General features: G+C 70.5%; 14 protein-coding genes. 5 read left to right on the plus strand and 9 right to left on the minus strand.

Annotated elements, in window-relative coordinates; translation table 11 throughout:
- The first annotated feature begins 458 nt into the window (after nt 1–458).
- Nucleotides 459–1,274: a hypothetical protein gene (locus WMF22_RS32840; protein WP_438032335.1), complete on the plus strand. Its 816-nt coding sequence runs from the start codon at nt 459–461 to the stop codon at nt 1,272–1,274.
- Between the two features lie 376 nt (nt 1,275–1,650).
- The gene (locus tag WMF22_RS32845) at nt 1,651–6,045 is read left to right on the plus strand and encodes an nSTAND1 domain-containing NTPase (protein ID WP_438032336.1); all 4,395 of its coding nucleotides are present in this window, start codon (nt 1,651–1,653) and stop codon (nt 6,043–6,045) included.
- Between the two features lie 63 nt (nt 6,046–6,108).
- Here the strand turns inward: WMF22_RS32845 and WMF22_RS32850 are convergent, their stop codons facing one another.
- Both WMF22_RS32850 and WMF22_RS32855 read right to left on the minus strand, forming a co-directional pair.
- Entirely contained in the window at nt 6,109–7,053 is a 945-nt protein-coding gene (locus WMF22_RS32850) for a hypothetical protein (protein ID WP_438032337.1), read from the minus strand.
- A gap of 289 nt (nt 7,054–7,342) precedes the next feature.
- Nucleotides 7,343–8,905, minus strand: a complete 1,563-nt coding sequence (locus WMF22_RS32855) for a sigma 54-interacting transcriptional regulator (protein WP_438032338.1) — start codon at nt 8,903–8,905, stop codon at nt 7,343–7,345.
- A gap of 1,051 nt (nt 8,906–9,956) precedes the next feature.
- Here WMF22_RS32855 and WMF22_RS32860 point away from each other — a divergent pair.
- Complete coding sequence (locus WMF22_RS32860) at nt 9,957–10,565, plus strand: response regulator (protein ID WP_438037302.1); 609 nt, start codon at nt 9,957–9,959, stop codon at nt 10,563–10,565.
- Between the two features lie 62 nt (nt 10,566–10,627).
- On the opposite strand, the gene WMF22_RS32865 is transcribed toward WMF22_RS32860, so the two are convergent.
- Both WMF22_RS32865 and WMF22_RS32870 read right to left on the minus strand, forming a co-directional pair.
- A complete protein-coding gene (locus tag WMF22_RS32865; protein WP_438032339.1) occupies nt 10,628–11,122 on the minus strand; it encodes a VOC family protein in 495 nt (164 codons plus the stop codon).
- A gap of 99 nt (nt 11,123–11,221) precedes the next feature.
- On the minus strand, nt 11,222–12,190 hold the full coding sequence (locus tag WMF22_RS32870) for a helix-turn-helix domain-containing protein (protein WP_438032340.1): 969 nt from the start codon (nt 12,188–12,190) through the stop codon (nt 11,222–11,224).
- A gap of 131 nt (nt 12,191–12,321) precedes the next feature.
- Here WMF22_RS32870 and WMF22_RS32875 point away from each other — a divergent pair, with 131 nt between their 5' ends.
- The gene (locus WMF22_RS32875; RefSeq protein WP_438032341.1) at nt 12,322–14,742 is read left to right on the plus strand and encodes an NACHT domain-containing protein; all 2,421 of its coding nucleotides are present in this window, start codon (nt 12,322–12,324) and stop codon (nt 14,740–14,742) included.
- Here WMF22_RS32875 and WMF22_RS32880 read toward each other — a convergent pair.
- The 5 genes from WMF22_RS32880 to WMF22_RS32900 form a co-directional block, all read right to left on the minus strand.
- The gene (locus tag WMF22_RS32880; RefSeq protein WP_438032342.1) at nt 14,660–15,400 is read right to left on the minus strand and encodes an HNH endonuclease; all 741 of its coding nucleotides are present in this window, start codon (nt 15,398–15,400) and stop codon (nt 14,660–14,662) included. The genes WMF22_RS32875 and WMF22_RS32880 overlap by 83 nt on opposite strands.
- Before the next feature lie 10 nt (nt 15,401–15,410).
- Nucleotides 15,411–16,826 carry an AAA family ATPase gene (locus WMF22_RS32885; protein ID WP_438032343.1) on the minus strand — a complete coding sequence of 472 codons (1,416 nt, stop codon included), beginning with the start codon at nt 16,824–16,826 and terminating at the stop codon, nt 15,411–15,413.
- A 129-nt stretch (nt 16,827–16,955) separates the two neighbouring features.
- Nucleotides 16,956–18,077 carry an ADP-ribosylglycohydrolase family protein gene (locus WMF22_RS32890; protein ID WP_438032344.1) on the minus strand — a complete coding sequence of 374 codons (1,122 nt, stop codon included), beginning with the start codon at nt 18,075–18,077 and terminating at the stop codon, nt 16,956–16,958.
- A 280-nt stretch (nt 18,078–18,357) separates the two neighbouring features.
- Entirely contained in the window at nt 18,358–19,053 is a 696-nt protein-coding gene (locus tag WMF22_RS32895) for a hypothetical protein (protein WP_438032345.1), read from the minus strand.
- Nucleotides 19,054–19,263: 210 nt separating this feature from the next.
- The gene (locus WMF22_RS32900) at nt 19,264–20,742 is read right to left on the minus strand and encodes an amidase (protein ID WP_438037303.1); all 1,479 of its coding nucleotides are present in this window, start codon (nt 20,740–20,742) and stop codon (nt 19,264–19,266) included.
- A 1,508-nt stretch (nt 20,743–22,250) separates the two neighbouring features.
- On the opposite strand from WMF22_RS32900, the gene WMF22_RS32905 reads away from it, so the two are divergent.
- Nucleotides 22,251–26,204 (plus strand): protein kinase domain-containing protein, encoded by a 3,954-nt coding sequence (locus WMF22_RS32905; RefSeq protein ID WP_438032346.1) that lies wholly within the window; start codon nt 22,251–22,253, stop codon nt 26,202–26,204.
- Nucleotides 26,205–26,233 lie beyond the last annotated feature (29 nt).

Raw genomic sequence — 26,233 nt, forward strand, 5'->3', positions numbered from 1 at the left:
GCCAGGTTGTCCGTCCTCGATGCGCGGACAGCCGCGGAACCGGAGAGGTGTGCTTGGGGGTGCGTGCCGCCACGGCCTGCGGACCGGCCGCGGGGTCGAGGCCGGCGCCGGAGGCCTCGAGGTCTGCCGGACGGGTCGATCACCCGTTCCGGGAGGCCTCCGGGCCTGTCCAGCAGGTCGACGACCTCTGGAGAGAACCCGATCGGCCTGCGCCAGCACGACGCCGACCCGTTCCGGGAACCCCCCGGGGATCTCCGAGCATGCCGGCGACCCGTCGAGGCCCCCCGCGGCATCTCCGACATGCCGGCGACCCGTCGAGGCAAGGAGAGGCAAGGAGAGGCAAGGAGAGGCAAGGAGAGGCAAGGAGAGGCAAGGAGAGGCAAGGAGACGCAGTCCATAGCACGTTAACGACGACCGGAGGGATTGACCTGGGATATCAGCGTTCATATCGGTACACGATGGACCAAACGTTCGATGCTTCGATCTACGTTCGCGCGCCCATCATCAACATTGCCAATGGCGTGACCCTCGCCAGCGCGCTGGTCGCAGCCTGTCCGGAGGCGGCGCCGGAGAACGTCGCCAAGGCGTGTACGAAGCTGAAGGCCGCCGGGGAGGCAGGCCAGAAGGCGCTCACCGCGCGTCGCCGGGAGAACGGCGCCCTGTCCGAGGACGACGTGCGCGTGCTCGACCGGGAGGCCGACACGAGCTTCGGCGCGCTGCGCATGCGCCTCGTCGCGACCTCGATGCTGCCCGAGGCGCGCTTCCCGCACGCCCGGCGCGCCGGAGAGCTCGTCCAGGAGCTGTTCGGCGATGACGGCCTGTCGTTCCTCACCGCCGAGTACTCCGCGCAGAACACGGTGATGGCCTCCATCCTCGCGCACATCGAGGAAGCGGGCCTGAAGCCGGAGATCGACGCGATCGCCGGGCCCGAGTTCCTCGAGCAGATCGGCAACGTCCTGCCGCGCTACGACGCGATGGTGAAAGACAAGCTGCAGAAAGAGGCCGCCGCGACATCGAACCTCGCGACGTACGTGCGCTCCATCCAGTCCGCCATCGTCAACTACGCGACCAAGATCGCCGGCATGGTCGACGAGGACGAGCCCGAGACCATCGAAGCCGTCCGGAAGGCCCTCCGCCCGCTCGACGCGCACCGCGAGGCCGGCGCCCGACGGGGGCAGGGCGGCGCCAAGGGCGAGGCGACGAACAGCGCGCCGGCCGCCCCGCCGGCGACCGAGACGGGGGCCGACGACGGCGCGCTGGGCGCGCCGGGCTGACGACGGCGCGCTGGGCGCGCCGGGCTGACGACTGCGGGCCCCGACCCGGCGCGTTCCGTGCCGTCGCGCCGCTCCGGAATGTGGGTATAGCATGCCACCGGATGCAACCCGCCCCGATGCGCGCGCAAGCGCCGCAGCCGCGACATGACCCACAGCGATCTTCCCCCAGAGGTCCCCCCTCGTGGATCGTCGTGTCGATCGGCGGCGTATTCGCCGGCGTGGCCGTGGCCGCGATTCTCGCCAGCGATGCCGCTCGATCGCCGGCCCCATCACGACACGAGATCCGGGTGCGTGATCCCGCCGAGCGCCCCCGCCCCGAACGGCTGCCCTGGCCGCTGGGGACGGTCGAATGATCTCCGAACGATCTCGGGGAGCGATGGGGGACTCCGCTCCGTCCACCGTCGAGCGCGCGCTGTGGCCGATCGGCTCCACCGTCAAGCACTACGAGATCATCCGCAAGCTGGGTCAGGGGGGCATGGGCGCCGTGTTCCTGGCGCGCGACCCCCGGCTCGGCCGCCGGGTCGCCATCAAGATGTTGCTGGAGCACGGGGGCCGCGGCGCGGAGCGCTTCCTGGTCGAGGCGAGGGCCACGGCCCGCTGCGAGCACGAGAACATCGTCGTCATCCACGAGGTGGACGAGATCGACGGCACCGCGTTCATGGTGCTCGAATACCTCGAAGGCCGCACGCTGCGCGAATGGCTGAATGATCGCGGGCCCGCCCCGGTGCCGCCCGGCCTCGCGGCCGAGCTGATGATTCCCGTGGTGCGCGCGCTCGGCTGCGCCCATCGGCTCGGGATCGTGCACCGCGACCTCAAGCCGGAGAACATCGTCCTGACCGACGCCGGGCCCATCAAGGTCCTCGACTTCGGCATCGCCGCGCGGCTCGGGCAGGAGGAGATCTCGCGGGTCACGGGCGCCACCAGCGCGCTACCCAGCACGACCGCCGTGACCGACGAGGCGACGCTCGTCGGCACGTTCCCGTACATGTCGCCCGAGCAATGGAGGTGCGAGGAGATCGATCCTCGCTGCGATCTCTGGGCCGTGGGGCTCCTCCTGTTCGAGCTGTGCACCGGCGCGCACCCGTTCGCGCCGCAGATCGCGCAGCGGCTGGCCGAGACGGCGGATCCCGCTCTGCCGATGCCCGGGGCGAGGGAGAGACGGCCCGACGTGGGGCCGCTCGGCCATATCATCGATCGTTGCCTGAAGAAGCGCAGGGAAGAGCGCTTCGGCTCGGCCGAGGAGCTGTGCGCCGCGCTCGAGCTGCTCGCGACCCGCCGACAGACACCCTCGCTGGGTGAGGACGGGAGCCCGTTCGCCGGCCTCTCGGCGTTCCAGGAGGCCGACGCGGGGCGCTTCTTCGGTCGCGAGCGCGAGATCGCGAGCCTCCTGGAGCGGCTGCGCAACCAGCCGGTCGTGGCCGTGGCCGGCGCCTCGGGCGCGGGCAAATCGTCGTTCGTGCGCGCGGGCGTGATCCCGGCCTTGAAGCGGTCCGGGGAGCGCTGGGAGGCCTTCACCCTCCGCCCTGGCCTCCGGCCGTGCGCCGCGCTCGCCGATGTGCTCGCCCAGGCCGGGGGCGCGAGCCTGGAGAGCGCCGCGCCCGGTCCGATCGAGCTGACCGACCCCGAGGCGCTGATCCCGATCCTCCGCGCCCGGCCCGGCCTGCTCGGCGCCGCGCTGCGCGCGCGGTGCCGGCGGCCGGAAGGCCCACAGCACGTCCTGCTGTTCGTCGATCAGCTCGAAGAGCTGTATACGCTGAGCGCAGATCCAGCCGAGCGGACCGCGTTCATCGCGTGCCTCGCGGGCGCGGCCGACGACGCGTCCTCCCCGCTGCGCGTGATCCTCTCCCTCCGCTCGGATTTCCTCGACCGCGTGGCCGAGGATCGATGGCTGACGACCGAGGTGACACGGGGGCTCGTGCTGCTCCCGCCCATGGGGCGCGCCGGCCTGCGCGAGGTGCTGACCCGACCGCTGGGGGCGGCCGACATTCGCTTCGAGCAGGAGGGCATGATCGAGGCGATGCTCGACGCGCTCGAGAAGACGCGGAGCCCGCTGCCGCTCTTGCAATTCACGGCCACCAGGCTGTGGGAGGCGCGGGACAGCGAGCGCCGCCTGCTGACGCGCGACAGCTACGAGAGGCTCGGCGGGGTCGCGGGCGCGCTGTCCACCCACGCGGACACCGTCCTCGGGGCGCTCTCGCCGGCCGATCAGCAGCTCTGTCGGGCGGTGTTCTTGCGCCTCTGCACGCCCGAGCGCACGCGCGCGGTGGTGGGCATCGCCGAGCTGACCGGGCTCGCGGAGGGGGGCGGCACCCTTCAGCGGGTGGTCCATCATCTTGCCGACGCAAGGCTCCTCCTGATCGAGGCGTCTGCCGAGCGGGACGGCGCGACGGTGGAGCTCGTGCACGAGTCCTTGATCGACGCATGGGCGAAGCTCCGGCAATGGCTCGACGAGAGCGCGCAGGACGCCCAGTTCCTGGCCCGGCTCCGCGTGGCGGCACAGCAATGGAAGGCCGGCGCGGAGGCCGAGGGGCTCCTCTGGCGGGACCGCGCGGCCGACGAGGCCCGAGCGTGGCTGTCGCGCCGGCAGGCGGAGCGCGGCGCGGGCGCGGAGCTGGGTATCGACCGCGGGGAGGAGCGGTATCTGCGCGCGGTCGTCGCCCTCGCCGATCGCGCGCGGCGCCTGCGATGGCGGATGGCGGCGGGTGTCATCGCCGCGCTCTCCGCGATCGCCATCGCCGTGTCGCTCCTCGCGGTCCGGGCGCAGAACGAGGCTGCGCGCGCCGACCGGGAGGCGACGCTCGCGCAGGAGGAGGCCAGGCAGGCGCGCAACGCCACGCGCATGGCGGCGGCGCGCGAGCTGGAGCGGAGCGACCCTACGACCGCGCTCGCCCTCCTGCGCGAGGTCGAGCCGCCGGGCGCGCCGCGGGGCTGGTCCGATCTGGTGTTCGGCGCGCTCCACGGCAGCATCAGCAGCGTCGTCCTCCGCCATTCGAGCAGGATTTCGTCCGTCGCGTGGAGCCCGGACGGCGCGCGCATCGCCACCGCGTGCGACGACCGCGCTGCCCGCGTGTGGCGCGCCGATGGAACGGGCGAACCGCTCGTGCTCCGCGGTCACGACGAGACCGTGTACTCGGTGACGTGGAGCCCCGATGGAAAGCACATCGCCACCGCGTCCTCGGACAAGACCGCGCGCGTGTGGAACGCCGACGGCACGGGTGAGCCCATCGTCCTCCGAGGTCACAGGGACGTCATCCAGCTCGTGGCGTACAGTCCCGATAGCCGGCGTATTCTGACCGCATCTCGTGACGAGACGGCACGTGTGTGGAACGCCGATGGCACGGGCGAGCCCATCGTCCTCCGAGGTCACCGGGGCTGGGTGGGCGCTGGGGCGTGGAGCCCCGATGGAAGGCACATCGTTACCGCATCCTGGGACAACACCGCGCGCGTGTGGAACGCCGATGGCACGGGCGAGCCCATCGTTTTCAACATCGAGCTAGGGGGCGACGTCTACTGGGCGGCGTGGAGCCCCGATGGGAAGCGAATCGTGACCGCCTCGGAGGACGGGAGGGCGCGCATATGGAACGCTGACGGCACGGGCGAGCCCATCGTCCTGAGCCCGCATGGGCTCCGGCGGCTGTCCACGAGCTACCTGCTGTCCACGACCTTCAGCCCCGATGGGAGGCGCATCCTGGCGACGGACTGGGACAAGAAGGTGTGGCTGTGGAACGCAGACGGGACGGGCGACCCCGTGGTCCTCCACGGGCACCAGAACGTGGTGTTCGTGGCGGCGTGGAGCCCCGACGGAAGGCACATCGCCAGCGGGTCGTGGGACGGAACAGCACGGGTGTGGAGCGCGGACGGCACGGGGACACCCCTCATCCTGCGCGGCCACGAGGGCAGGATCTTCTCCGCGACGTGGAGCCCCGATGGAAAGCACATCGTCACCACCTCGGAGGACTACACCGTACGTGTGTGGAGCGCGGACGGCACGGGGACCCCCCTCATCCTGCGCGGCCACCACGAGAGGGTGAACTTCGCGGCGTGGAGCCCCGATGGCCGGCGCATCGTCAGCGCCTCGGACGATTTGACGGCGCGCATCTGGAATGCCGACGGAACGGGCGAACCGCTGGTCCTGCGCGGCCATGAGCTCCTCGTCAAGTACGCTTCCTGGAGCCCCGACAGCCGGCGCGTCGTCACAGCGTCGTACGACAACACCGCCCGCGTGTGGAACGCCGACGGGACGGGCCAACCGGTCGTCATCGCCCGGCACGAGGCCTTCCTCTCCGCAGCGGAATGGAGCCCCGACGGGAAGCGCGTCGTGACCGTGTCCACGGACAAGACCGCGCGGGTGTGGAACGTGGATGGGAGCGGCGAGCCCGTGATCCTCGCCGGACACGACAACGACGTCCTTCGGGCGGTGTGGAGCGCCGACGGCAAGCGCATCCTGACCGCATCTCGGGATGGCACCGCGCGTATCTGGAGCGCGGACGGCAAGGGCGAACCGCTGATACTGCGCGGTCACGCCGAACCGGTCTACTCCGCCGAGTGGAGCCCCGACGGCCGGCGCGTCATCACGGCGTCCGCCGATGGGACCGCGCGGGTGTGGACGGACCTCGAGGTGCCCCGGGGCCCTGACGACCCGAAGCTGTGGTTGGCGACCCGCGATTGCCTGTCCATCGAGCGCAGGGTCGAGCTGCTGAACATATCCGAGGCCGCGGCCCGCGCCGACTGGCAGGCCTGTCAGCGCCGTGTGGAGCAGTCGGTCCCGTAGAACCGACGATCCGGCCGCCGCGATGCACGGTCTTGACCCACGGTCCATGGGACGTCGCGCCGCTCAGTACAGGTCCGCCCGGAAGCTCTCCAGGACGCCGATGGCGATATCGGGCACGACCGACATCATCGGCAACTCGAAGGCCTGGCTCGTGATGGGGAGCTTGATGGTCCGGGTCCCTGTTTGGACGAATCGACACCTCCAGACCGAGATGCTGGCCAAATCGCCGACTCCCGGCAGTCGCTTCTTGACCGCCGTACGCAGGTCCTGGCTGAGCTCGCTGGAAAGCCGAGACAGGCCTTTCCGGATCCGCTCCTCGATCTGCCCCTCGTCCACACACAGGCCGACGATGCAGTCCGGTCCCGGCAGATCGATATCGATCTCCCCGGCCTTGACGTCGATGACGCACCCCAGGTCGTCCGAGGTGGAACCGCGCACGAACGCAGAGAACTTCAGGTCGCCGCCGCGCTTGGTCGCATGCACGTTCACCCGGCTGCTCAGGATGGTGGCCTTCAGGCTGTCCAGCTCCAGGTTTTTGCGGATGGGCGCCAGCGTCAGGTTGAGCTTCGTCTGGGAGATCCCCTGGTCGTCCGGCGTGGTCAGCTGGGCGATGAAGATCTTCTGGACCGTCTGCTGCTCCTGCGTGGAAACGTCGCTGAACCTGAACGGCTTGGAGCGATAGAGCGGATCCAGTATCCGGATCGGGGGGAACCCCGGGACCGGGTGTGGCATCATGGTCGTCCGGAATGCGATGAGCTGACCGCGGGAACTCGCGAGCGAACTTGGGATCGCGAATGAAAACTCACCCAGGTCATTCGAATCTATACTGAACGACATCGACGGGATGAAGCTGCCGGAGAACTGGCCGTTCGGCAGGTCGGTCGCGAGGTGAACGCGCGTCTTGCCGAGGGGCGCGAAGCCTTCGGTCGGCCTGCCGTTGGTCTTCACGTAGCTGGCGACGAATGTCTCCAGATTGGTGACCGTGAACAGCCTGCCTGTGATATTCATGTGCGTCGATTCCTCTCGGAGATCGGTGCGTCGTCGTTCGCGCAAACTGGGCGGCGTGCGGATCTATCCCAGCGGGCGCGCGCAGCTGCCGACCCCCTCGGGTGCACCTTTTTTTGCGTTGTTGGCATTGTTTGCATTGGATATGCCATGAGCGCGCCGCCAGGCTCGAGGCTGCGAAAGGCGGTCCGTCAGGCGCGTTCAGCTGGGCGGGCGATCCCTGGGAGAGGGCACGCGTCCCCTGGAAGGGACGCCCGTCCCCTCCACGGGATCCCCTGGAAGAGACGCCCCATCACCGCCGCGAGAGGTCGAAAGCGCGGACCAGCCTGTACGCGTGGGAGCGGGCGAGATCGAGCTTCGCCGCGGCCTCGGTCACGTTCCAGCCGTTCTCCTCCAGCGCGTCGCGGAGCAGCGCAGCCTGGAACCGGCGAGTCGCCTCCTGGAAGGTCAGCCCCCTGTACGGCCCAACCTCGACCGGAGCGACGGCGCCCTTCTCCGGTCGGCTCGCCCCCGCCGCCGCCGGGAACAGGTGCCGCCGCTCGATCTGCGCGACCCCCTCCGCCGCCGCGCGGATGGCGGCGGCCTCCACGGCGTGCCCGAGCTCGCGCACGTTGCCGCTCCACTCCGCCGCCTCCACCGCGCAGAGCGCGTCCACGCTGAGCTGGAGACGGGAAAAGCCATGGGCCTTGCACGTCTTCGCGCAGAAATGCTCCGAGAGGAGCGCGACATCCTCCCTTCGCTCGGTGAGCGACGGGAGCCGGATCGGCAACACCTGGAGCCGGTACAGCAGATCCTCACGGAACTCCTTGCGCTGGACTGCCACCTTGAGATCGATGTTCGTTGCGGCGATCACGCGCACATCGGCCCGAACAGGCCGCGCCCCGCCCAGCGGGTAATACTCCTTGGACTGGAGCAGCTGGAGCAGCTTGGCCTGTCCGTAGGGCTTCAGCTCCCCAATCTCGTCGAGAAACAAAGTGCCACGCTCCGCGGCGGCCACCTTGCCCTCGATCTTCCTCGCCGCCGTCGAGTGCGCGCCTGGCAGCGCGCCGAACAGCTCGCTCTCGAGGAGCCCCTCCGGGAGCGCCGCGCAGTTCAGCTCAACGAACGGCCCGTGAGCCCGCGGGCTGCTCTCGTGGATCACGCGGGCGAGCTGCGTCTTGCCTGTGCCGGAGGCCCCCGTGAGCAGGACCGCGACGTCCAGCGGAGCCGCCGCCGCGACCTGCGCGAGCATCTCCGCGAGGGCGCGGCTCCTGCCGACGATGTCGTCCGCCCGCAGCGTACGGCGGGGAAGACGAGTCGAGTCCGCCTCGTCCGACCGGCGCCTCCGGAGCAGCAGCCGATCGGCGAACGGAGTGATGTGCCGCGCGAAGACCTCGACGTGCCGCCGGGCTTCCTCGGAGAACGGCCCCTTCTGCGCACGGTCCTGCAGGTAGACTACCCCCACCGGCGGAGCCGAGCCGACCGGCGCGCAGATCAGCGCCTCGATACGGTTCTGCTGGACGCTCTTGCTCGAGCGAAAGCGAGGGTCGAGGAGCGCAGATACCGTGCTGATCGTGCGCCCAGTTGCGATCGCCTCGGCCATGACCCCCCGCGAGAACGCCGCGCGGATCTTCGCGATGTCCTGGTCCTCGCACCCGTGCGCGACCCAGAACGCGGGCTCTCGGTCGTCGGGAGCGAACATCAGCTCGATGTACCCCCGGAGAGCCCCGCTGATCTCGACGATCAGCGCGAGCGCGTCCGAGAGGAACGGATCGATCTCGTCGGCCTGACCGAGCTCCAGGAGCATGCGGTAGAAATCCCGTTCTTTCTCGACGCGCGCCGACGGTACGGAGCTGTCGGGGGAGAGGGACGACATTTCTCGGATATAGTGGAAAAGTAGCGAGACCTACAATGGAATCCGCCTGTGTCCACGCGCCGTGGAGCTGGCCGATCAGTTCGTCGGCGATAGCCCCGTAGAGCTGGACGAGCTGCTCATCCCGGAACCGCGACCCGCTGCGGAAAAGCCCGCGCTTGAACCGCGACCAGGCGACCTCGCCGCCGCCGGCGGCGGCGCGCAGCTCCCAACGATCGTGGTGCCCGATGACGTCGGCGTGATCGGCGACCACGGTCCCCGCGAGCCCGTCCCCGGATCCACGAGCGGATATGCGCTGTTGACGTCGCCATCGTCGCTCGCAGGAGAGGTGGTCCCAGCGAAGCTGTCAGGGAGCCTGAGGACACGGCACGGACGTGAAGGTCGCGGAAGGACACCCGAGCGAACCAGATTCGCAAAATCGGAGCAGGTGAGGTACGTCCCCCCGTGAGGAGCGCCGGCGCTCGTACGGATCGCCGCGCACGCCACGAGCACAAAAACGACACCCCGACAGGAACAGGGCCGCAGGACAGGGGAAGTCCCGACGCGAACAGGGAAGTCCCGATCGTTCGGAGGGGCCGGCCGAGCGGAGGATAGATAAAGAGCACCGCGAGTACCGCAACTCACACAATAACCATGTGAAGATTCGAACAATGCACATTTGTTTCCACCGTGCATCGCGATCGTGACCCGCGGCGGGCGCCCGCAGCCGCGCTGAACTGGGCCGTTCGCGTTGCATCCTCGACGTCCCGAGCGCCTCCGCGACACCGTCCAAGCAGGTCGAACGGAACTCGAGATCTTCGTGCTGGTCTGTCGAGAGGGCATGTTGCGCGGTTGACTCGAACAAACATCGTCGTGTACACCTCGATAGAAGAGGCCGTCGGCGCCGGGGGGTGCCGCCGTGCAGGCCATCGACACCACGCAAGCGCGCTCGCGCACTTCCGCGGCACAGCGGCAGGAGATGCGGGCCCGCGATCGTCGCAGGGAGGCAGCCACCGTGTCATCGACCGTAAGAGTCCATCGCACCTCTTCGCAGGGTCAGCACAGGGACGCCACGATCTCGTCTTCCCGACGAAAGTATTGCGTCCTCGTCGTCGACGACGACGAAAGGGCGCTGAGGTCCATTTCCGCGGTCCTCTCCGGGGACGTCGACGTCGTGGAATGTACGTCGGCGGAGCAGGCGCTCGTCTTGCTCGAGACCAGGGAGTTTCACCTGGTCTGCTCCGACGTGGTGATGCCTGGGATGCAAGGGGACGAGCTGCTCCGGAGGGTGGCGAACATGCCCGTGTACACGAGCTGTCTCCTCATCACCGGCGCCGAGGAGTACACGCGCTCGAAGGAGGCCGTGTATCACCACGTCCTGCTCAAGCCGTTCAATCCGGCCCGGCTCGCGGCGCTCGTCCTTCAGCTGGCGCGCCTCACCGAGATGAAGCGCTCGGTCCACTCGATGGCGGACTCGCTCACGCCGACGGACGCCGGGAGCGAGCTCGTGTCGTGCGGCTGGCCCGACGCCGGCATGGCGCCGGAGTCGTCGCACGCGCCGAGATCCACGAGGCTGGAGGCCTGCGTGACGTGCGGCGCCACGCCGCACGATCTGCCGCACGAGCCGGAGCCGTCGAGGGCCGCCGCGTCCGCGCCCCGCGCCCGGAAGCGATGGGCCCGGTGAGCCTGCGGCCGCGCCGCCGCGTCGTGGGCGGAGGCGCGGCGGCGCGGCCGTCGCGGCGCGGGTCAGGCGCCGCTCGGGCCCTGCTCTTCCCACCACTTCGCCATGCGCACCTGCATCTCCTCGACCGAGACGTCCTCGATGACGGCCGACAGGATCCACTGGTGCCCGAACGGGTCCTCGATCCTGCCCTCTCGCCGGCCGTAGAACTGGTCCGCGATCGGGTAGATGATCTTGGCCCCCGCCTCGACGGCGCGCGCGGCGACCGCGTCGGGGTCCTCGACGTTCAGCGTGAGGACGATCGGCGAGCCGCCGAGCGCCTTCGGGCCGCGCGCGTTCCACTGGGGGGCCTCGTCGGCGACGCTGATGACGGAGTCGCCGATCACGAGCTCGGCGCAGACGATGGCGCCGCCGAGCTTCGGGTCGGCGAGGCGCAGCTTCTCGGTCGCGCCGAACACCTTCTTGTAGAAGGCGATGGCGTCGGGCGCGCCGGCGACGACGACGTGCGGCACGACGGCGTGGTACGGGGGCGGGGCGATGGGGTTCGGTCGCTGGGTCATGGGCGAAGGATGCCCACGCGGCCGGAGCGGGTATTGTAAAAACGTGCCGGCCTGCCGAGCCGGCCGAGCTGGCAGCGCCGGCTCGGCCAGCGCAGGCGGTCAGCCGTCGAGCGGGACATGGTTCCGCTCGCGGCGCCTGGTCACGTACTCGGTGGGCGTGAGGCCGGCGAACGCGCGGAAGTCGTGGATGAAGTGCGCCTGGTCGTAATAGCCGCACGCGGCCGCGACGCCCGCCCAGGAGACGCGCTCGCCGCGCTCGATCGCGGAGAGCGCCTGCTGGAAGCGCTGAACGCGGCAATAACGCTTCGGGGTGAGGCCGACCCGCTCGGTGAAGCTCTGGATGAACCGCTTCGAGCTCATCCCGAGCTGCCCTGTCACGTCGGCCACGGTCCACGCGCGGGAGGGATCGACGAACGCGCCGAGCGCGAAGTCGACCGCGGGATCGCGCTCGAGCGGCCCGCGCGGGCGGACGAGGCGCGACGCGAGCGCGGACTCGAGGGCGCGGAGCCTCTCCTCGGGGGTCTTCGCCTCGAGGACGCGCTCGCGGACGAGGGCGGCCTCGCGGCCCCACAGCGCGTCGAGCGAGACGTGGGCGCCGCCGAGCGCCGCGGCGTCCGGGCCGAAGAACGGGGCCGCGCCGCCCGGGGAGAGCTCCGCGCCCACGATCGCGCGCTGCTCCGCCGCGTCGATCGCGAAGTGCTCGGCGTGGGCGCCGCAGACGGCGATGCCGGAGAGGCGGTGGCAGCGGGCTGGGGCGCGGGGGCCGGGTGCGCCGCCGTCGGCAGCGACGTGCTCGGCAGCGCCGTCCTCGGCAGCGCCGTGCTCGGCAGCGACGTGCTCGGCAGGGCCGTGCTCGGCAGCACCGTGCTCGGCAGGGCCGTCGTACCAGCGCAGCTCGTCCTCGGCGAGGTTGATGAGGAGGCTCATGGCGCCGCTGGGGAGCACACGCTCGAGCAGGTCGGGGAGCTCGGGGGCGGCGTAGTACCAGAGCAGGCGGACGAAGCGGCCAAGGGGGGGAGGCGGGGTGTAGGTGATGAAGCGCATGGAACGGCCCGGGAGAGGCAGCATGCCACGAGATGAACGGAGGACGGACAGCGAGGAGGCCGCTCCGGGCGAGCCGTGCCTCGGGAGGGCTGCGAGGACACGGTGGGTGCTGGGCGGCTGGACGGTGACGAGCGCGATCTCTAGGATGCGGGCTCGTGACGGCGGTCGCGCGACAGACGAAGACGAGGGCCCGGCGAGCCAAAGCCGCGCTGCCCGAGGCCCAGGCCGATGTGGAGCGCGCGGCAGCGGAGTCGCCGGGGGCGCTGCTCGACAGAGTGTTCGCCGCGGTTCCGGATACACCGCAAGCGAGCGGCGGTCTGCCCAAGGTGGTCGGGAAGAACCGGCGCGCGCGGGCGAGGCAACGGTTGAGTGACGCGTTCGAGGCGCGGGGACCTTACCCCGTTCCGGAGGGGCTGCGCGGCGAGCTGCGCACGCTCGTGGAGCGGTGGGGGCAAAAGGGATTCGAGGATGCGTTTCCGGAGGCGGATCTCTTCGAGATCCGGTGCGCGGAGGAGCGCGCCGTGCTCGATGCGGCGGCGCGCGGCGACGAGGAGGCGCGATTCGCAGCCGCGGAGCGAGCCTACCGGCGTGAGGTCGAGGTGAGATACGGGCAGATCGAGATCCGCGGGCTGCAGCTCAGTGCGCGCGTCCGGCAAGATCTCGAGATCGCTTATGTGCCACTGCACGTCGAGGAACCATCCGAGGAGCTGCGCTCGGCAAAGCCCAAGAAAGCGGGTGCCAAGAAGCCGAAGGTCGAGGCAGCGACGATCGAAGCCAAGGCGGCCAGCGCCATGTTGCGCGGGCTGGAGCGGCCGCGGGTGCTCGCGACGGACGCGCTGGTCAGCCACCCTCGACTGCTGATCGTCGGCGAGCCGGGCAGCGGCAAATCGACGCTCCTCGCGTACCTGGCCACGCGCGCAGCCCGGGGCGAGCTGCCGCGCTCGATCCAAGGATCCGAACCGGGGTCAATTCCCTTCCTCGTGCCGGTGCGAGCGCTTCAAGAAGCCGCAGCGAGCCCGGAGGGGATTGCTGACGCCGCCGGCGCGGAGCCATGGTTCGTGGAAGCAGCGCTCCGGCGCGGTCGAGCGCTGCTCCTTGTCGATGGCCTGGATGAAGCCCTCGCGCAGGTGGCGGGGAAGTTGCTCCCGGCCCTCACGTCGACGCTCGACGCGCACCCGGGGACCTCGGTGGTCGTCACGACGAGGCCGGTCGCCGCGCCTGGCCAGGACGAGGTGGCGCCCAGGGGCTTCGCCCACGCACGCCTCTTGCCGATGACGCGCGACGAGGTCGGTGTCTTCATCGACCGATGGTGCCTGGCCGCGGAGCTGAGCCTCAACAAGCCGCGCGGACAGGCTGAGATCGACGCGCGCACCGCCGCGGATGACCTGAAAGAGCGGCTGCGGGCGAGCCGGGCGATCGAGAAGCTCGCGCAAACTCCCCTCCTCTGCTCCGTCATCTGCGTCGTCCACCGGTTCCTCGGGCAGCGAATCCCTGAGCGACGTGTTGCCCTCTACGAGGCGATCACCAACGTCCTGCTCTACGAGTGGGACCGAGCCAAGTTCGCCGAAGGCGCCGCCATCGGCAAGCTCGACGCCCACGCGAAGCGCGCCCTGCTCGCTCGGCTCGCGCTCTCGATGCACAGGGCGCGCGTGGCGGAGTTGCCCGCCGACGAAGTCGTGAAGCGGCTCGCGGCGCACCTGCCGGATCTAGGTCGCCCGGAAGAGGAGGCGGCAGCGATCGTGGCCGAGATCCGCGACCGCAATGGCGTGCTCGTGGAGCGGGCGCCGGGATCGTTCGGGTTCTCGCACCTCACGTTCCAGGAGTACCTCGCCGCAATGGAGCTGGTGAACGCGCGCGCCTATGGCGAGCTGCTGCGCAACCACAAGGACAAGTGGTGGCACGAGGTCATCGTGCTCTCCGCCGGGTTCCCAGGGGCGCACGCCGACCGGATCATCCGCGGGCTGCTCGACAAGGACGGCGATGACGTCGCTGAAGGGACGATGCTCGCGGCGCAATGTGCCGAGACCGCCATCGAGGTCAGGCAAGCGCTGCGGAAGGAGATCGAGAAACGCGTGGCACAGTTGGTGCCGCCGGCGAGCCCCAGAGAGTTCCGGACGCTTTACGATCTTGGTGAGGTGGCTGGACCGGTGCTCCTTCGCTCCCTGGACAAGGCGAGCACGGAAGGGAAGGCGTCTATCCTCAGGGTGCTTGGCTTTATCCGCTATGAGCCAGCGACGAGGGCAATCCTGAAGCTACTCAAGGACCCTAGTCGGACGGGTCGCCCGTTCGCCAGCTTTAGCAAGATGAACGATCTGTCCCATACCATTGCTCAGTGCGCCGCCATGTTCGTGAAGAGCATGATCGAGGTTTCAGACACAGCTTTCTCCGCCTTCCTCGACGCTATGCCGTCGGCGGATCCAAGCGCCATTCGGATTCTAGAAGCCTTCAGAAGCAGTGAGAAGGACCCCCGACAGCGAGCCAAGCTCGAAGCGCTCATCGCGCGCGCCGAGGCTGTACCCGAGAAGGCTTCTTCTTCCGCCGCCCGCTCACCCAGGCGCGTCGCACGTTCTGGTTGATCGCTTCGGAGAACGCGGCCGGCGGCTCGACAAGTAGATTCTCAATCGGCATCTCGGAATGAGCTATCATACGACGCACGAAGACGAGATGGGTCTGGATGGTCCTCCCGCGATGGTAGCTGAGCCAGGGACGGTTCAGTTGAAGATCCTTGACCGTGCGTTCCGCTTGGTCGTCCCCTTTGCGGCCCTTCATCGCGCCATCCTCCGTGAACACGAAGCGGCTGCCCGGGTTGCCCTCGTCGGGCCGCACATACCCTCCGGCCGGCCACTTGTCGTGCTTGGCGCCGTTGCACCCCATGCAGGCCAGGAAGTAGTTGTCCCACGCGTACGCCTGCACGGGAAAGCGCGCCTTGGGCCGGAAGTGCTCGACCTGCCCCGGCGGCCTATCCTCCCCCTTCGTCCCGGGGTGCGTCGAGCTCACGGGAGACTGGCAGTACGCGCAGAAGCCGTACGACATCCCGGCGATCGCCCGCCGGACCCGCGCATCGGCGCGCCAGACTTGCGGAAACGCTGGATTCCCCTTCTTATCGGACGGCAGCACCTCCGGCGCGTAGGTCGCGAAGCCCTTCTTCCGCTTCGTCCCTTGCTCGGCCAGCTTCTCGAAGGCCCTCGCCTTCTTCCAGAACGCCGCTGCGTCGGGAAACGCCGCGTCCACCATCTCTTGCCAGTCATCGTGTGGCTTTACGTTTCTTCGCCGGAGCCGGATCACGCCGTCCCCCTCCCTTTCCAGTCAGCTGCGAATCCAGCCGCCTGAGCAGCGCGATCTGCGTCCGCGCGATCTCGGACAGGAGCGGCCCCTTGCCCTCCCGCTCCTCCTCGCGCGCGAGCAGGCCTTGGAGCTCGTCGAGCTTCTTCAGCAACGTCTGCCGGTCGCGTACCGTCGCCGTGCCGTCCTCGACCTTCTGACGGAGCACGGCAGCTTCGACTTCCAGGGCCTCATACGTCGGCGAGAGGCGCGAGGGCACATCGAAGATGGCGTCATCGACCATCACGGAGTCGACCTCGGCGCCATCGAGCCTCTCCAGGTCCCCCTCGGTCAACTGCCGCACCGTCGTGCCCTGGCCCGGCTTCTCATCCAGCACGAGGACCGCGATCGCGCGCTCCTTGTCGTCGATGGCGGCCTGCACCACCGCGGGCGAGTGCGTGGTCAGCACGAAGCGCGTGCCCGGAAACAAGCTCGTGAGCCGGTCGATGATCCGCCGCTGCCAGCGAGGGTGGAGGTTGAGGTCGACCTCGTCGATGGCCACCAAGGCCTCGCCAGCGAGCGGATCGTCGAGCGCAGAGAACGTCTGCGCATAGCGGATCGCGAGATCCAGCACGACGGAAAGCATGGCGCGGTATCCGTCGGAGAGCTCGATGATCGAGAGCGAGACGCCCGAGCGACGGAACGCCGCCACCCGGCGCCCTTCCTGCTCGACGATCTCCACGTCTTCGATGCGCCTGTCGAGCCCCACGAGCCACTCGTGGAGCCGCGTCCAGACCGCCCGAGCAGCGGGATCGTACTCGCCCCGCTCCTCCAGGAGCGCGACGTAGGCGGCGAGGTCCCGGAAGAGGTACTCGTCGAAATCGACGAGCGTGCGCGTGGCCGGGCGGCGCAGCGCGTCTTCGAGGTGCGTCGGAAGCGGCCGGACGAGCGCCGGCTCCCACTCCGGACCGAGGAGCGCGGGCCCGGTCGCCTGGCGCGGCCTGACCGGCGGGCGCAGGGCGCGATACTGCCCATACCCGAAGACGTGGTGCCCGCGCGGGAGCCGCATGCGCAAGGAGAGCCCTGCCCCATGGGTCCAGCGCGCCATCGGCTCGGGGTCAGCACCGTAGAGCGCGATCGACCCGGCCGACCCGCCGCGGCGCAGCGGAAACTGATCGAGCCCCTCGCCATCGCCGAGCGCGAGCGAGGCGAGCGCCTCGACAATGCTCGTCTTGCCGGAGCCGTTCTGCCCGATGATGACCGTGACCTGCGCCCCGAGCGGCACCTCGCTGCGCACGAAGCACCGGACGTTCTCGAGCACGAGCCGAGATCCACCGGCGATGCCCGCTCCCGCCGTGGGCGCGTGCGGTGACTTGCTCTGCTTGCGACGTGTCGTCACCCGCCAACTATAGCCAGAAGCATCGCAAAGAGCGCGCTTCCTGGCGTAGCTTCAATAAGCCGGGGCGCCCAGGCGCATCTGCCCGAAGGCGCGTCGAGCGTGCATTACCGGCACGGCCTTCTTCCCGCGTCAGTAAGGCGGCAGCATCCTCCGGAATCCGTGGCCCAGCGCCAGCGCCAGGAAGATCAAGTTGCGCAACGGCAATACCGGCCAGAAGAGGCCGAGTGGCCCTTCCCCTCGAGCGGTTCGCTCCTCCCCCGCCGCGGTGCCCTCCCCGTGTTCACCCCGGAACACCCGCGCGAGCCGCGCGCCGAGCCGCCGCATCCACGCGATCGACCGCGGGAATTCGGCGATCCCGTCGAGCCACGCTCGCGGGATCCCGCGCGCCCCCACCGTCGCGCCCGCGAGGCCGCCGACGATCGCGCCCGTGCTGTCGGCGTCGCCGCCGAGCAGGATCACGTCCTCCACCGCGCGGCGGAAGTCGCCCGGGTGCGCGAGCCAGCAGAACAGGGCCGCTGGAACGGTGTCCACGATGAAGCCGCTCACGCCCTGATGGAGGCCTATCGCCGCGGCGAAGTCCTCCGCCGAGGCGCGCCGGCCGAGCAGCTCCGCCGCGCGCTCGAGCCTGCGGCGGAGCTCCTCGTCCGCGACGCGCTCGCGGAGCAGCGCGAGCAGCTCGGCCGGGCTCACCTGCTCGGGCGCGCGCACCGCGGCATACGCGGCCGCGAGCGCGATGATCCGCGCGCCCTCCTCGGCGCGTGGATCGGTGTGCGTGAGGCGCGTGGACGCGCGCACCATGGAATCGATGCGCGAAGGCGTGAGCGCGAGGGCCGCGCCCAGGATCGGCGCGCGCATCGCGGCGCCGTTGCCCGCCGAGAAGACGCCGCTCCGCTCCGGAGAGAACCCGAGCCACAGCTTGAGGATCGCCCGCAAGGTGGCGTAACCGACGCCCGCCGGCAGCGAGGCGAGCCAGCCGCGGAGCTGCCACGCGAGCGCGCGCGCGAACCGCGCCGCGTCCCCCGGCGCGGCCAGGAGCGCCTGGGCCGTCATGCACGCGTGCTCGGCGTCGTCGCTGATCATCCCGCGGCCGAGCACGAAGCGGTGCTCGATCGGCGACGCGCCGAAGAGGCGAGCGGCGCGACGGCGCGACAGGCCCTCTCTGGGCAGGCCGAGCGCGTCGCCGACCGCCGTCCCGAGGAGGACGCCGGCGAGGCGGTCCTCGCGATCGATGGGTATCGTCTCGATGGCCATGCGAACACGTATTTCACGTTCCGTGCCCGCAGAGCGCGGCGGAGAGCCGCGCTTCCACCCGCCCTGGCCAGGGTGGCGGCTCGCCAGGTTGGCAGTCCCTCGACAGGCGGATCGACACCGTGTCGCGAGAGCCGCGGCAACCCGCTCCGGAACAGGCCCTCCTCGGCGCCTTCGGCGCTCCGCGCGCGTGGCTGGCTACGCCCGCCGGCGCCGCCGCGCGAGCGCGAGGCCCGCGAGCGCGGCGAACGCAGCGGCGCCTCCCCCCCGGGACGCCTGCGCCTCAGGGGCAGCGTGGAGCTGTGTACTCGCCGCTGGGATCGGTTTCCCAGAGCGAGCCCACGCTGAGGCGGAAGCGCACTTCGGCCTCGTCGATGGAGAGGATCTCGAGCGTGCCCGGTCCAAACGACCCACCGCCCCACGCGCAGTCGTCCGGCCGCGGAGAGTAGGGCTCGCCCGTCTCGCTCATGTGGCTATAGCTGACGAGCGCGGGATCCTCGAGATCGTAGACGCCGACCTGCTGGTAGGCGCTGGGCAGCACGATGCTCAGCGCCCAGTGCCCGCCGCAGGTGAGATGCGTGGTCGGGGAGCCGCACGAGACACCGAGATCCGATGCACGAAGGAAGAGGTCATCGGGATCGAGCGCGGGGCCGCCGCCCGACCCGCTGCTGCCGCCGACGTCACCCTGGCTCTCCCAGTACCGGTCCCAGAGCACCTCCATCTGAGCGCGCGTCAAGGCGACAGCCGGCAACGCATCACCTGGCTCGGCGTCGCCCCCGGAGCTGCCGCTGCCCGCGGTGTCGATCGAGCCGCTCTCGCCCGGCGGATCGGCGGGGTCGTTCGAGCCGCTCTCGCCCGGCGGATCGGCGGGGTCGCTCGCGCCGCCGTCGTTCATCGCGCCCTCGATGAAGCTCACGTCACAGGCGGCCAGCAGGAGGGGCGCCAGGATCAACAGCATGGAAGCGTTCTTCGTCGTCATGGCGTCCACCATTGCACGACCAGCGCCAACCGGATGGCAGACCCAAACCGCGGCAAAACGACGGTGCAACACGCAACCTGTGCCGCGGGTGTGCCAGCGTGCGCCTTGGCGCCCTGGCACCGTCCTCCGCTTGTGCCGCCGGCTTCCTGGCGTCCCTGGGGGGCATCGTCCCTCGCACCCCCGGCAGCGCCGGAGGTGCGAGGCGCGAGCTCACCACGAGGTCAGCTGAGCTTCGATCCTGTGTTGAGTCGCCTGCTCGTAATCGTAGGCGAACCCGAGCAGCTCGGCCTCGCTCCAGTGAGGGCCGACGAAGATCAGGCTGAAGGGAGCCCCGTCGCTGTATTGACCAGCGGGCACGACCACCCCGGGCAAGCCCGCGATGTTGATCGCGGACTCCGTCGTCGCGGGATACGTGTCCGAGCCTGACAGCTCCGGCACCGTGTCATAGGTCTGCGGAAACGCGAGGCCGTCCAGATCGTGCGTCGCCATCACGGAATTGAAGACGTTCACGTACTGGTCCCGCAGGGCCCAGAAGCCAGACAGATCGGGCGCGTCCTCGGGGAAGAGCAGCGAGGCGGCCAGCACGGGGAGCTCGTCGACGTACCAGGACAGCGGCCCGCCGACGGGATCGAACGGAGATATCCCCGTGAGGGCCGCCAGTCCGTCGATCGAGCCGACGATATTCCCGCCGACCTTGACCCCCTTGAGGTAGCGCTGGAAGTCGTAGGCCACAGACTCCGTCCCTCGCATGTCGTAGGGCTCACCGGGCAAGGCCAGATCGGCGAAGCCGCTCCCGGCGAAGGGATCTGCGACGACGATCGCGCCTTCGTCCTCCAGCTCCTCGATCGTTTGCTCGTACAGCGCTTGCGTCTCGGGAGACAGGCCGCCGTTGCGCCACCCCGAGCCGTACAGGCCGATTCGCTTTCCGCAGAGGGCGGTCTTGCTCAGCTGGCTCGTGTAGCCCCCCGCGGGAAGGTGTCCGTTGGACAGGCTCGTCTTGGGGTCCTCCGGGGAATAGCCCGCGAGGATATCCATCACCATGGCGGCGTCGCGGACAGTCCGCGCGATGGGGCCCACCACGTCTCTCGTGCTGGCGGCCAGGGGCACGACGCCGGCCGTGGGGACGAGCGCGAACGTCGGCTTGATGCCGACGAGGCTCTGCGCGGCCGCAGGGTTCTGGATGGATCCCCCCGTCTCCTCCGCGAGGCCGAGCACGGCGAAGTTGCCGGCCACCGCCGTGGCTGTGCCGCTGCTGCTCGCCCCGGGCACCAGGGTCGGGTCCACGGCGTTGTAGGTGGGCCCCGCCCAGCTGCTGTTCGCCCGGGTGCCGTCGTCGCTGAAGGCCGGGATGTTCGTCTTCCCGAGGATGATGGCCCCGGCGGCGATCAACCGATCGACGACGACCGAGTTCTTGATGGGGAGCAGATCGACGCCGCCGGCGACCTGCGAGCTGAGCGGAGCCCAGCCCGCCGTCGACGGCAAGCCGACGTGATCCATCGACTCCTTGATGACAACGGGGATCCCGGCCAGGGGGCCGAGGGGCACGCCGATCCTCCGCTTCCTGTCGATCTCGCGCGCCTGCGCGACGGCGTTCGGGTTCATCGAGGTGAACGCGTTGTAGGACGACTCGTACTGCGCGATCCTCGCGAGATAGGCGTTCGTCAGCGCCTCCGCCGTGTAACGGCGCATCACGTACGCCAGCTGCACCTTCGAGATCGTCAGCTCAGATACGTCGATAGCGGGAACGCCGACGGGGGCGGTCGCACCATAGGTGGTGCTGGGAGCCCCTGCGGCAATACCAACGAAAATGGCTGCTACCAAGGCAGCGCCAGACAGAATGTTCTTGTTCACGATGGACTGCTCCCTCTCACTTCAGGATATCGACCCTATGCCGGATGAACCTCCGCCGTCGGGTGCCGATTCGGAGCCTCGAGCTCGAGTCACACGAGTACAGCGGACCAGAGCTCGACGAGGCATGGAATCGTCGCGCTCCGCTCGTTCAAGGCCATGTGATGGCGCCCGTCGCTCCGGACGAACCGCCAACCCGTGACAATGACAACACCAACCCGTCCAGCGAACCAACTGGCTCGCACCCTCTCGACGGTTCGTCGAGAGCCAATTTAGCTAGAATGTTCAGCGGCCTTGAGCAGAAGATTCTTCGTGGCTTTTTACCAGCCAAGCAGGTGACACAGAGACAGAAGTAACGCGCCTCGAATGCGGTCGCTCTCCTACAAAGATGAAGAATATGCGAGAGCTAGGCGCATCATACTTCATGTAAGATATAGCAAGTCGGGGTTCGGTGGCAAGTTGATGTTCGAATTTTTTGAATAGTTTGGGATTCTCGCTGCCTCCCTTGTGCTCCACGTCTGGCTCTAGCCACGCTGGCCGCGCTGGCCCCGCTGGCCGCTGCACCGCGGCTTGCTGGCACGCACCGTGCAGCGTGCAGCCGTCGGGGCGGCGCCTCGCCGGCAGCGACGGAGCAGCCTTGTGACCGGCAGTCATCATCATCATGGCGCAAACCGCTCGGGGCGCGTGCGGGTGTCGCCGGGGGCGGGGCGACGTCGGTCCCGTCCATCTGACACGGGGCGTTGCGCGTCGCCCAGCGGCCCAGCGATGCGCGGAGGGGCACGCTCGTCGAGGCGGCCGCTGCCCGGGGCGGGCACGCGTCGTTCAAGGCGCTTCGGCCAGCCGACGGTCAGCGGAGGCCTGCCCCCGGGGTGGGAGCGCGTTCTTTAGAACCATGGGTTCCGCTCCCCTTGGAAAGCGACACCCAATCAGCAGCTCACGCACCCATCGAAGGGGCCTCCTCCTTATACGTACTCCACAGCCTGCGGACGCTCGTCCACGTCGGCCCGGCTTCGCCCCCGGCGGGGCGATGCTGCAGAGCCAAGCTCCGCGCGGCGCGCACCGGCACACGTCGTCCCCCCATGTCAGGGAAGTCGTCACTTGATCTGGGCCGCTTGCGACGATCGGAACACCGGTCTCGGGGAACGGAGTCAGTCCTTGAGGGGAGAGAGGACTCAGAATCCTTCACAAGAAATCGTCCCATGGCTCCTCGCCCTCTGCTGGACCGACGGCGGTGGGGCTGGCCACGGACACGGGGGCGACGCTGCGCGCCTGCTCCAATGTCGGCCTCGGCGGCGAGCCCCGGCGCTCGCCGTGGACTTTCACGGCCCAGGACGCCGATACTCGAGGGGATGCAACCAGGGGAAGTGCTCGGAGGCCGCTTCGAGATCGTGGGCCGGGCGTGCGCCGGCGGCATGGGGGCTGTCTTCCAGGCGGTCGATCGGCGCTCGGGCGAGGTCGTGGCCGTCAAGGTGTGCCTCGACGAACAGAAATCCGGCGACGAATCGCGCCTCTCTCGCGAGTCCAGGGTGCTCGCGGAGCTCTCCTGCCCAGGTATCGTGCGCTACGTCGCGCACGGGCTCGGCGCCTCGGGCGCGCCGTGGCTCGCCATGGAGTGGCTCGACGGCGAGGATCTCGAGCAGCGGCTCCAGCGCCGGGTGCTCACCGTGGACGAGGCGATCGCGCTCACGGTGGGCGCCGCCGCCGCGCTCGCGGCGGTCCACGCGCGCGGCATCGTTCACCGCGATCTCAAGCCGAGCAACCTGTTCCTGGTGAACGGCGACGCCGCGCGCGTGAAGCTGCTCGACTTCGGCATCGCCGGGATCCCCGACGCCACGCGGCTCACGCGGACAGGCGCCTTCCTCGGGACCCCGGCGTACATGGCGCCAGAGCAGGCCCGGAGCGGGCAGGACGTCGACACGCGCGCCGACGTCTTCGCGCTCGGCTGCGTGCTGTTCGAGTGCCTCACCGGCCAGCCGGCCTTCTGCGGGGCTCACCTGATGGCCGTCCTCGCGAAGATCCTCCTCGATGAGGTGCCGCGGATAAGCTCCCTCTGCCCCGGCGTCCCCCCCGCCCTCGACGCGCTCTGCGCCCGGATGCTCGCCAAGAACCCGGACGACCGCCCCCGCGACGGCGCGGAGATCGCCGCGGCGCTCGAGGCCATGGGCGTCTCGCCGCTGGCGCGCGCGCCGTCGCAGCCGCCGCCTTCGAACCAGCGCCGCCAGTCCTCGCTGACCCACAAGGAGCGGCGCGTGCTCTCGGTGGCGCTGATGGGACCCGGGCCGAAGCTCGCCGCTTCCCCGGGGCGGGCCGACTCCGAGACGGTGGTCGCCGTCGTGTCGCCGGAGCTGCGCCGGGAGATCGAGGCGCTCGGCGCGTGCCTGGAGCTCCTGGCGGACGGGTCGATCCTGGTGATCCTCCTGGGAGCGGGCGTGGCGACGGATCAGGCAGCGCAGGCGGCCCGCTGCGCGCTCCTGCTCCGCGCCGCCGGCGGGGACAGGCCGGTGGTCCTCACGACCGGCCGCGTGGAGGTCACGGGCGGCCGGCCCGTCGGCGACGTGATCGACCGCGCCGTCCGGATGCTGGCGCAGCCCACGGCGGCGCTCCCGGGCGCGCCGGCGGCAGGACGCGGGACGCCCATCGCGCCCATCGCCATCGACGAGGTGACCGCCGCGCTGCTCGACGCCCGCTTCGAGGTCGTCGAGACCGAGGCGGGCCTGTGGCTCCGGGGAGAAGAGCCGCTCGCCCGCGGCGCGCGCATGCTCCTCGGCAAGCCCACGGCCTGCGTCGGGCGCGACTGGGAGGTGGCCACCCTCGAGGCCCTCCTCGCCGGGTGCATCGAGGAGTCGCGGGCGCGCGCCGTGCTCGTCACCGCGCCGGCGGGGCTCGGCAAGTCGCGCCTCGCCTACGAGATCATCCGCCGCGTCCGGCAGCGCGACGAGCCCGTCGCTGTCTGGATCGGCCGCGGCGACCCGCTCCGCAAGGGCGCCCCGTTCGGGATGCTGCGGCAGGCCCTCCAGGGCGCGTGCGGGATCCGCGACCGAGAGCCGATCGAGGCGCGCCGGGAGAAGCTGCTCGCGCGGGTGACCGAGCGCGTCCGCGCGGCCGACGCGCAGCGCGTGGCGGAGTTCCTCGGCGAGCTCCTGGGCACGCCGTTCCCCGACGAGGACAGCGCGCCCCTCCGCGCCGCCCGCAAGGACGCCCCGCTGATGGGCGATCAGATGCGCAGGGCCTGGCTCGATTTCGCCTCCGCCGCCTGCGCCGCGCAGCCGCTCCTCCTCGTGCTGGAGGACCTGCACTGGGGCGACCTGCCCACCGTCCAGTTCATCAACGACGCCCTGCGCCGGCTCGTGGACCAGCCCCTCCTGGTGCTCGCCCTGGCGCGGCCCGAGGTGTACACGCTGTTCCCCGGGCTCTGGGCCCACAGGGATCTCCAGGAGCTCCGGCTCAAGGAGCTGAGCTCCCGGGCGGGCGCGCGGCTCGTGCGGCAGGTCCTCGGCGACGGGGTGAGCGCCGAGACCGTGGCGCAGCTCGTGGCGCAGGCCGACGGCAACGCGTTTTACCTGGAGGAGCTCATCCGGGCGACGTCCGAGGGGAGCCAGGGCGCGCTTCCGGAGACGGTGCTGGCGATGGTGCAATCGCGGCTGGAGCGCCTCGACAGCGCGGCGCGGCAGGTGCTGCGCGCGGCGAGCATCTTCGGGCGGGTGTTCTGGCGAGGCGCGGTGGAGGCGCTGCTCGGCGGCCCTGGCGGCGTCTCCGGGCTCCCGGATCACCTCGATCGCCTCGAGCGGCTGGAATGGATCGGCGCGCGCGACGAGGCGAGGTTCGAGGGGGAGCGGGAGCTCGTCTTCCGCCACGCGCTCGTGCGCGAGGCGGCTTACGGGATGCTCACCGACCAGGATCGCGCGCTCGGCCACCGGCTCGCCGGCGAGTGGCTCCAGCGCGCGGGCGAGCCCTCGGCCGCGGTGATCGCGGAGCACTTCGATCGGGGCGGCGAGCCGCTGCGCGCCGCCGCGTTCTATCACCAGGCCGCGGCGCAGGCGCTCGCCGCGAACGACCTCGTCGTGGTGCTCTCGTCGACCGGGCGCGCCATCGAGCTCGGCATCAGCGGCGAGGCGCGCGGCGAGGTCCTCCTGCACCGGGCCGAGGCGCACCACTGGCGCGGCGAGCTCGTCGAGGCCGCGCGCTGGGCGGCGATGGCGGTGGAGGAGCTGCCCCGGCGCAGCGCGCCCTGGTACGCCGCCGTGCGCGAGGCCGCGGTCGTGCTGGCCCGGCTGGGGCAGCACGATCGCCTCGCCAGCCTCAGCGGCGATCTCGTGGACGCCTGGACCGGAGAGGGCGCGACCGGCCCGCTCCTCGCGGCGTCCGCGGGGACGGCGCTCTACCTGACGATCAGCGGCCTCTACGCGCACGCCACGCCGCTCCAGGCGCTCATCGACGCCGCGGCCGAGCGCTTCTGCGACGACCCGGCCGTGAGCGGGGTCGTCCTCCGCGAGCGCGGCTGGCGCGAGCTGTACGCGGGCCGGCACGGCTCGGGCCGGGCGCTGTTCGCGCGCTCGATCGCCTCCCACGAGCGCGCGGGGAACCTGCGCCTGGCCTGCTTCTGCAGGCTCGATCTCGGCTTCCAGGAGCACCAGCTCGGCGCGTACGCCGAGGCGGAGACCATCCTCCGCGCCGCGCTCGCGGACGCCGAGCGCATGGGGCTCGACGGCTGCATGGCGGTCGCGTGGAGCACCCTCGGCGCGCCCCTCTGCCGCCTGGGGGCGCTCGACGAGGCGCGCGAGGCCCTGAGGAAGGCCATCGCGTTCCTGGAGGCGCAGGGGGATCGCCGGCTCGCGGGCGCGTCGCGCACCTACCTCGCCGGGTGCCTGATGCGCGCGGGCGATCTCGCCGGCGCCGAGGCCGAGGCCCGGCGGGCCGTGGCGCAGCTGGAGAGGATAGGTCCGGTCGTCGTGCTGGCGCGGGCGACGCTTTCGGCCGTCCTGCTCGCGCGCGGCGAGGCCTCCGAGGCGCTCGCCGAGGCGCGCGCGGCGGTCGCGCTGCTCGATCGGCTGGGCATGGTCGAGGAGGGCGAGGCGTTCACCCGCCTTGTCCACGCCGAGGCGCTGTTCGCGGCGGGCGACCTCCCGGCGGCCCGGACCGCCATCGCGCACGCCCGGACGAGGCTCCTCGATGCCGCCGCCCAGCTCGACGACGCCGCGCGGCGCGAGCAGTTCCTCCAGCGCGTCGAGGAGAACGCACGCACGCTCGAGCTAGCGCGCGCGTGGGTCGACGAGGGGGGCTCCACGGGACGACGAGGCGTCTAGCGTCTGTCGCTCTTCACGACGGAGGTACA

Origin of the sequence: Sorangium sp. So ce204, from assembly GCF_051526795.1 — a bacterium.
GTDB lineage: Bacteria > Myxococcota_A > Polyangia > Polyangiales > Polyangiaceae > Sorangium > Sorangium cellulosum_B.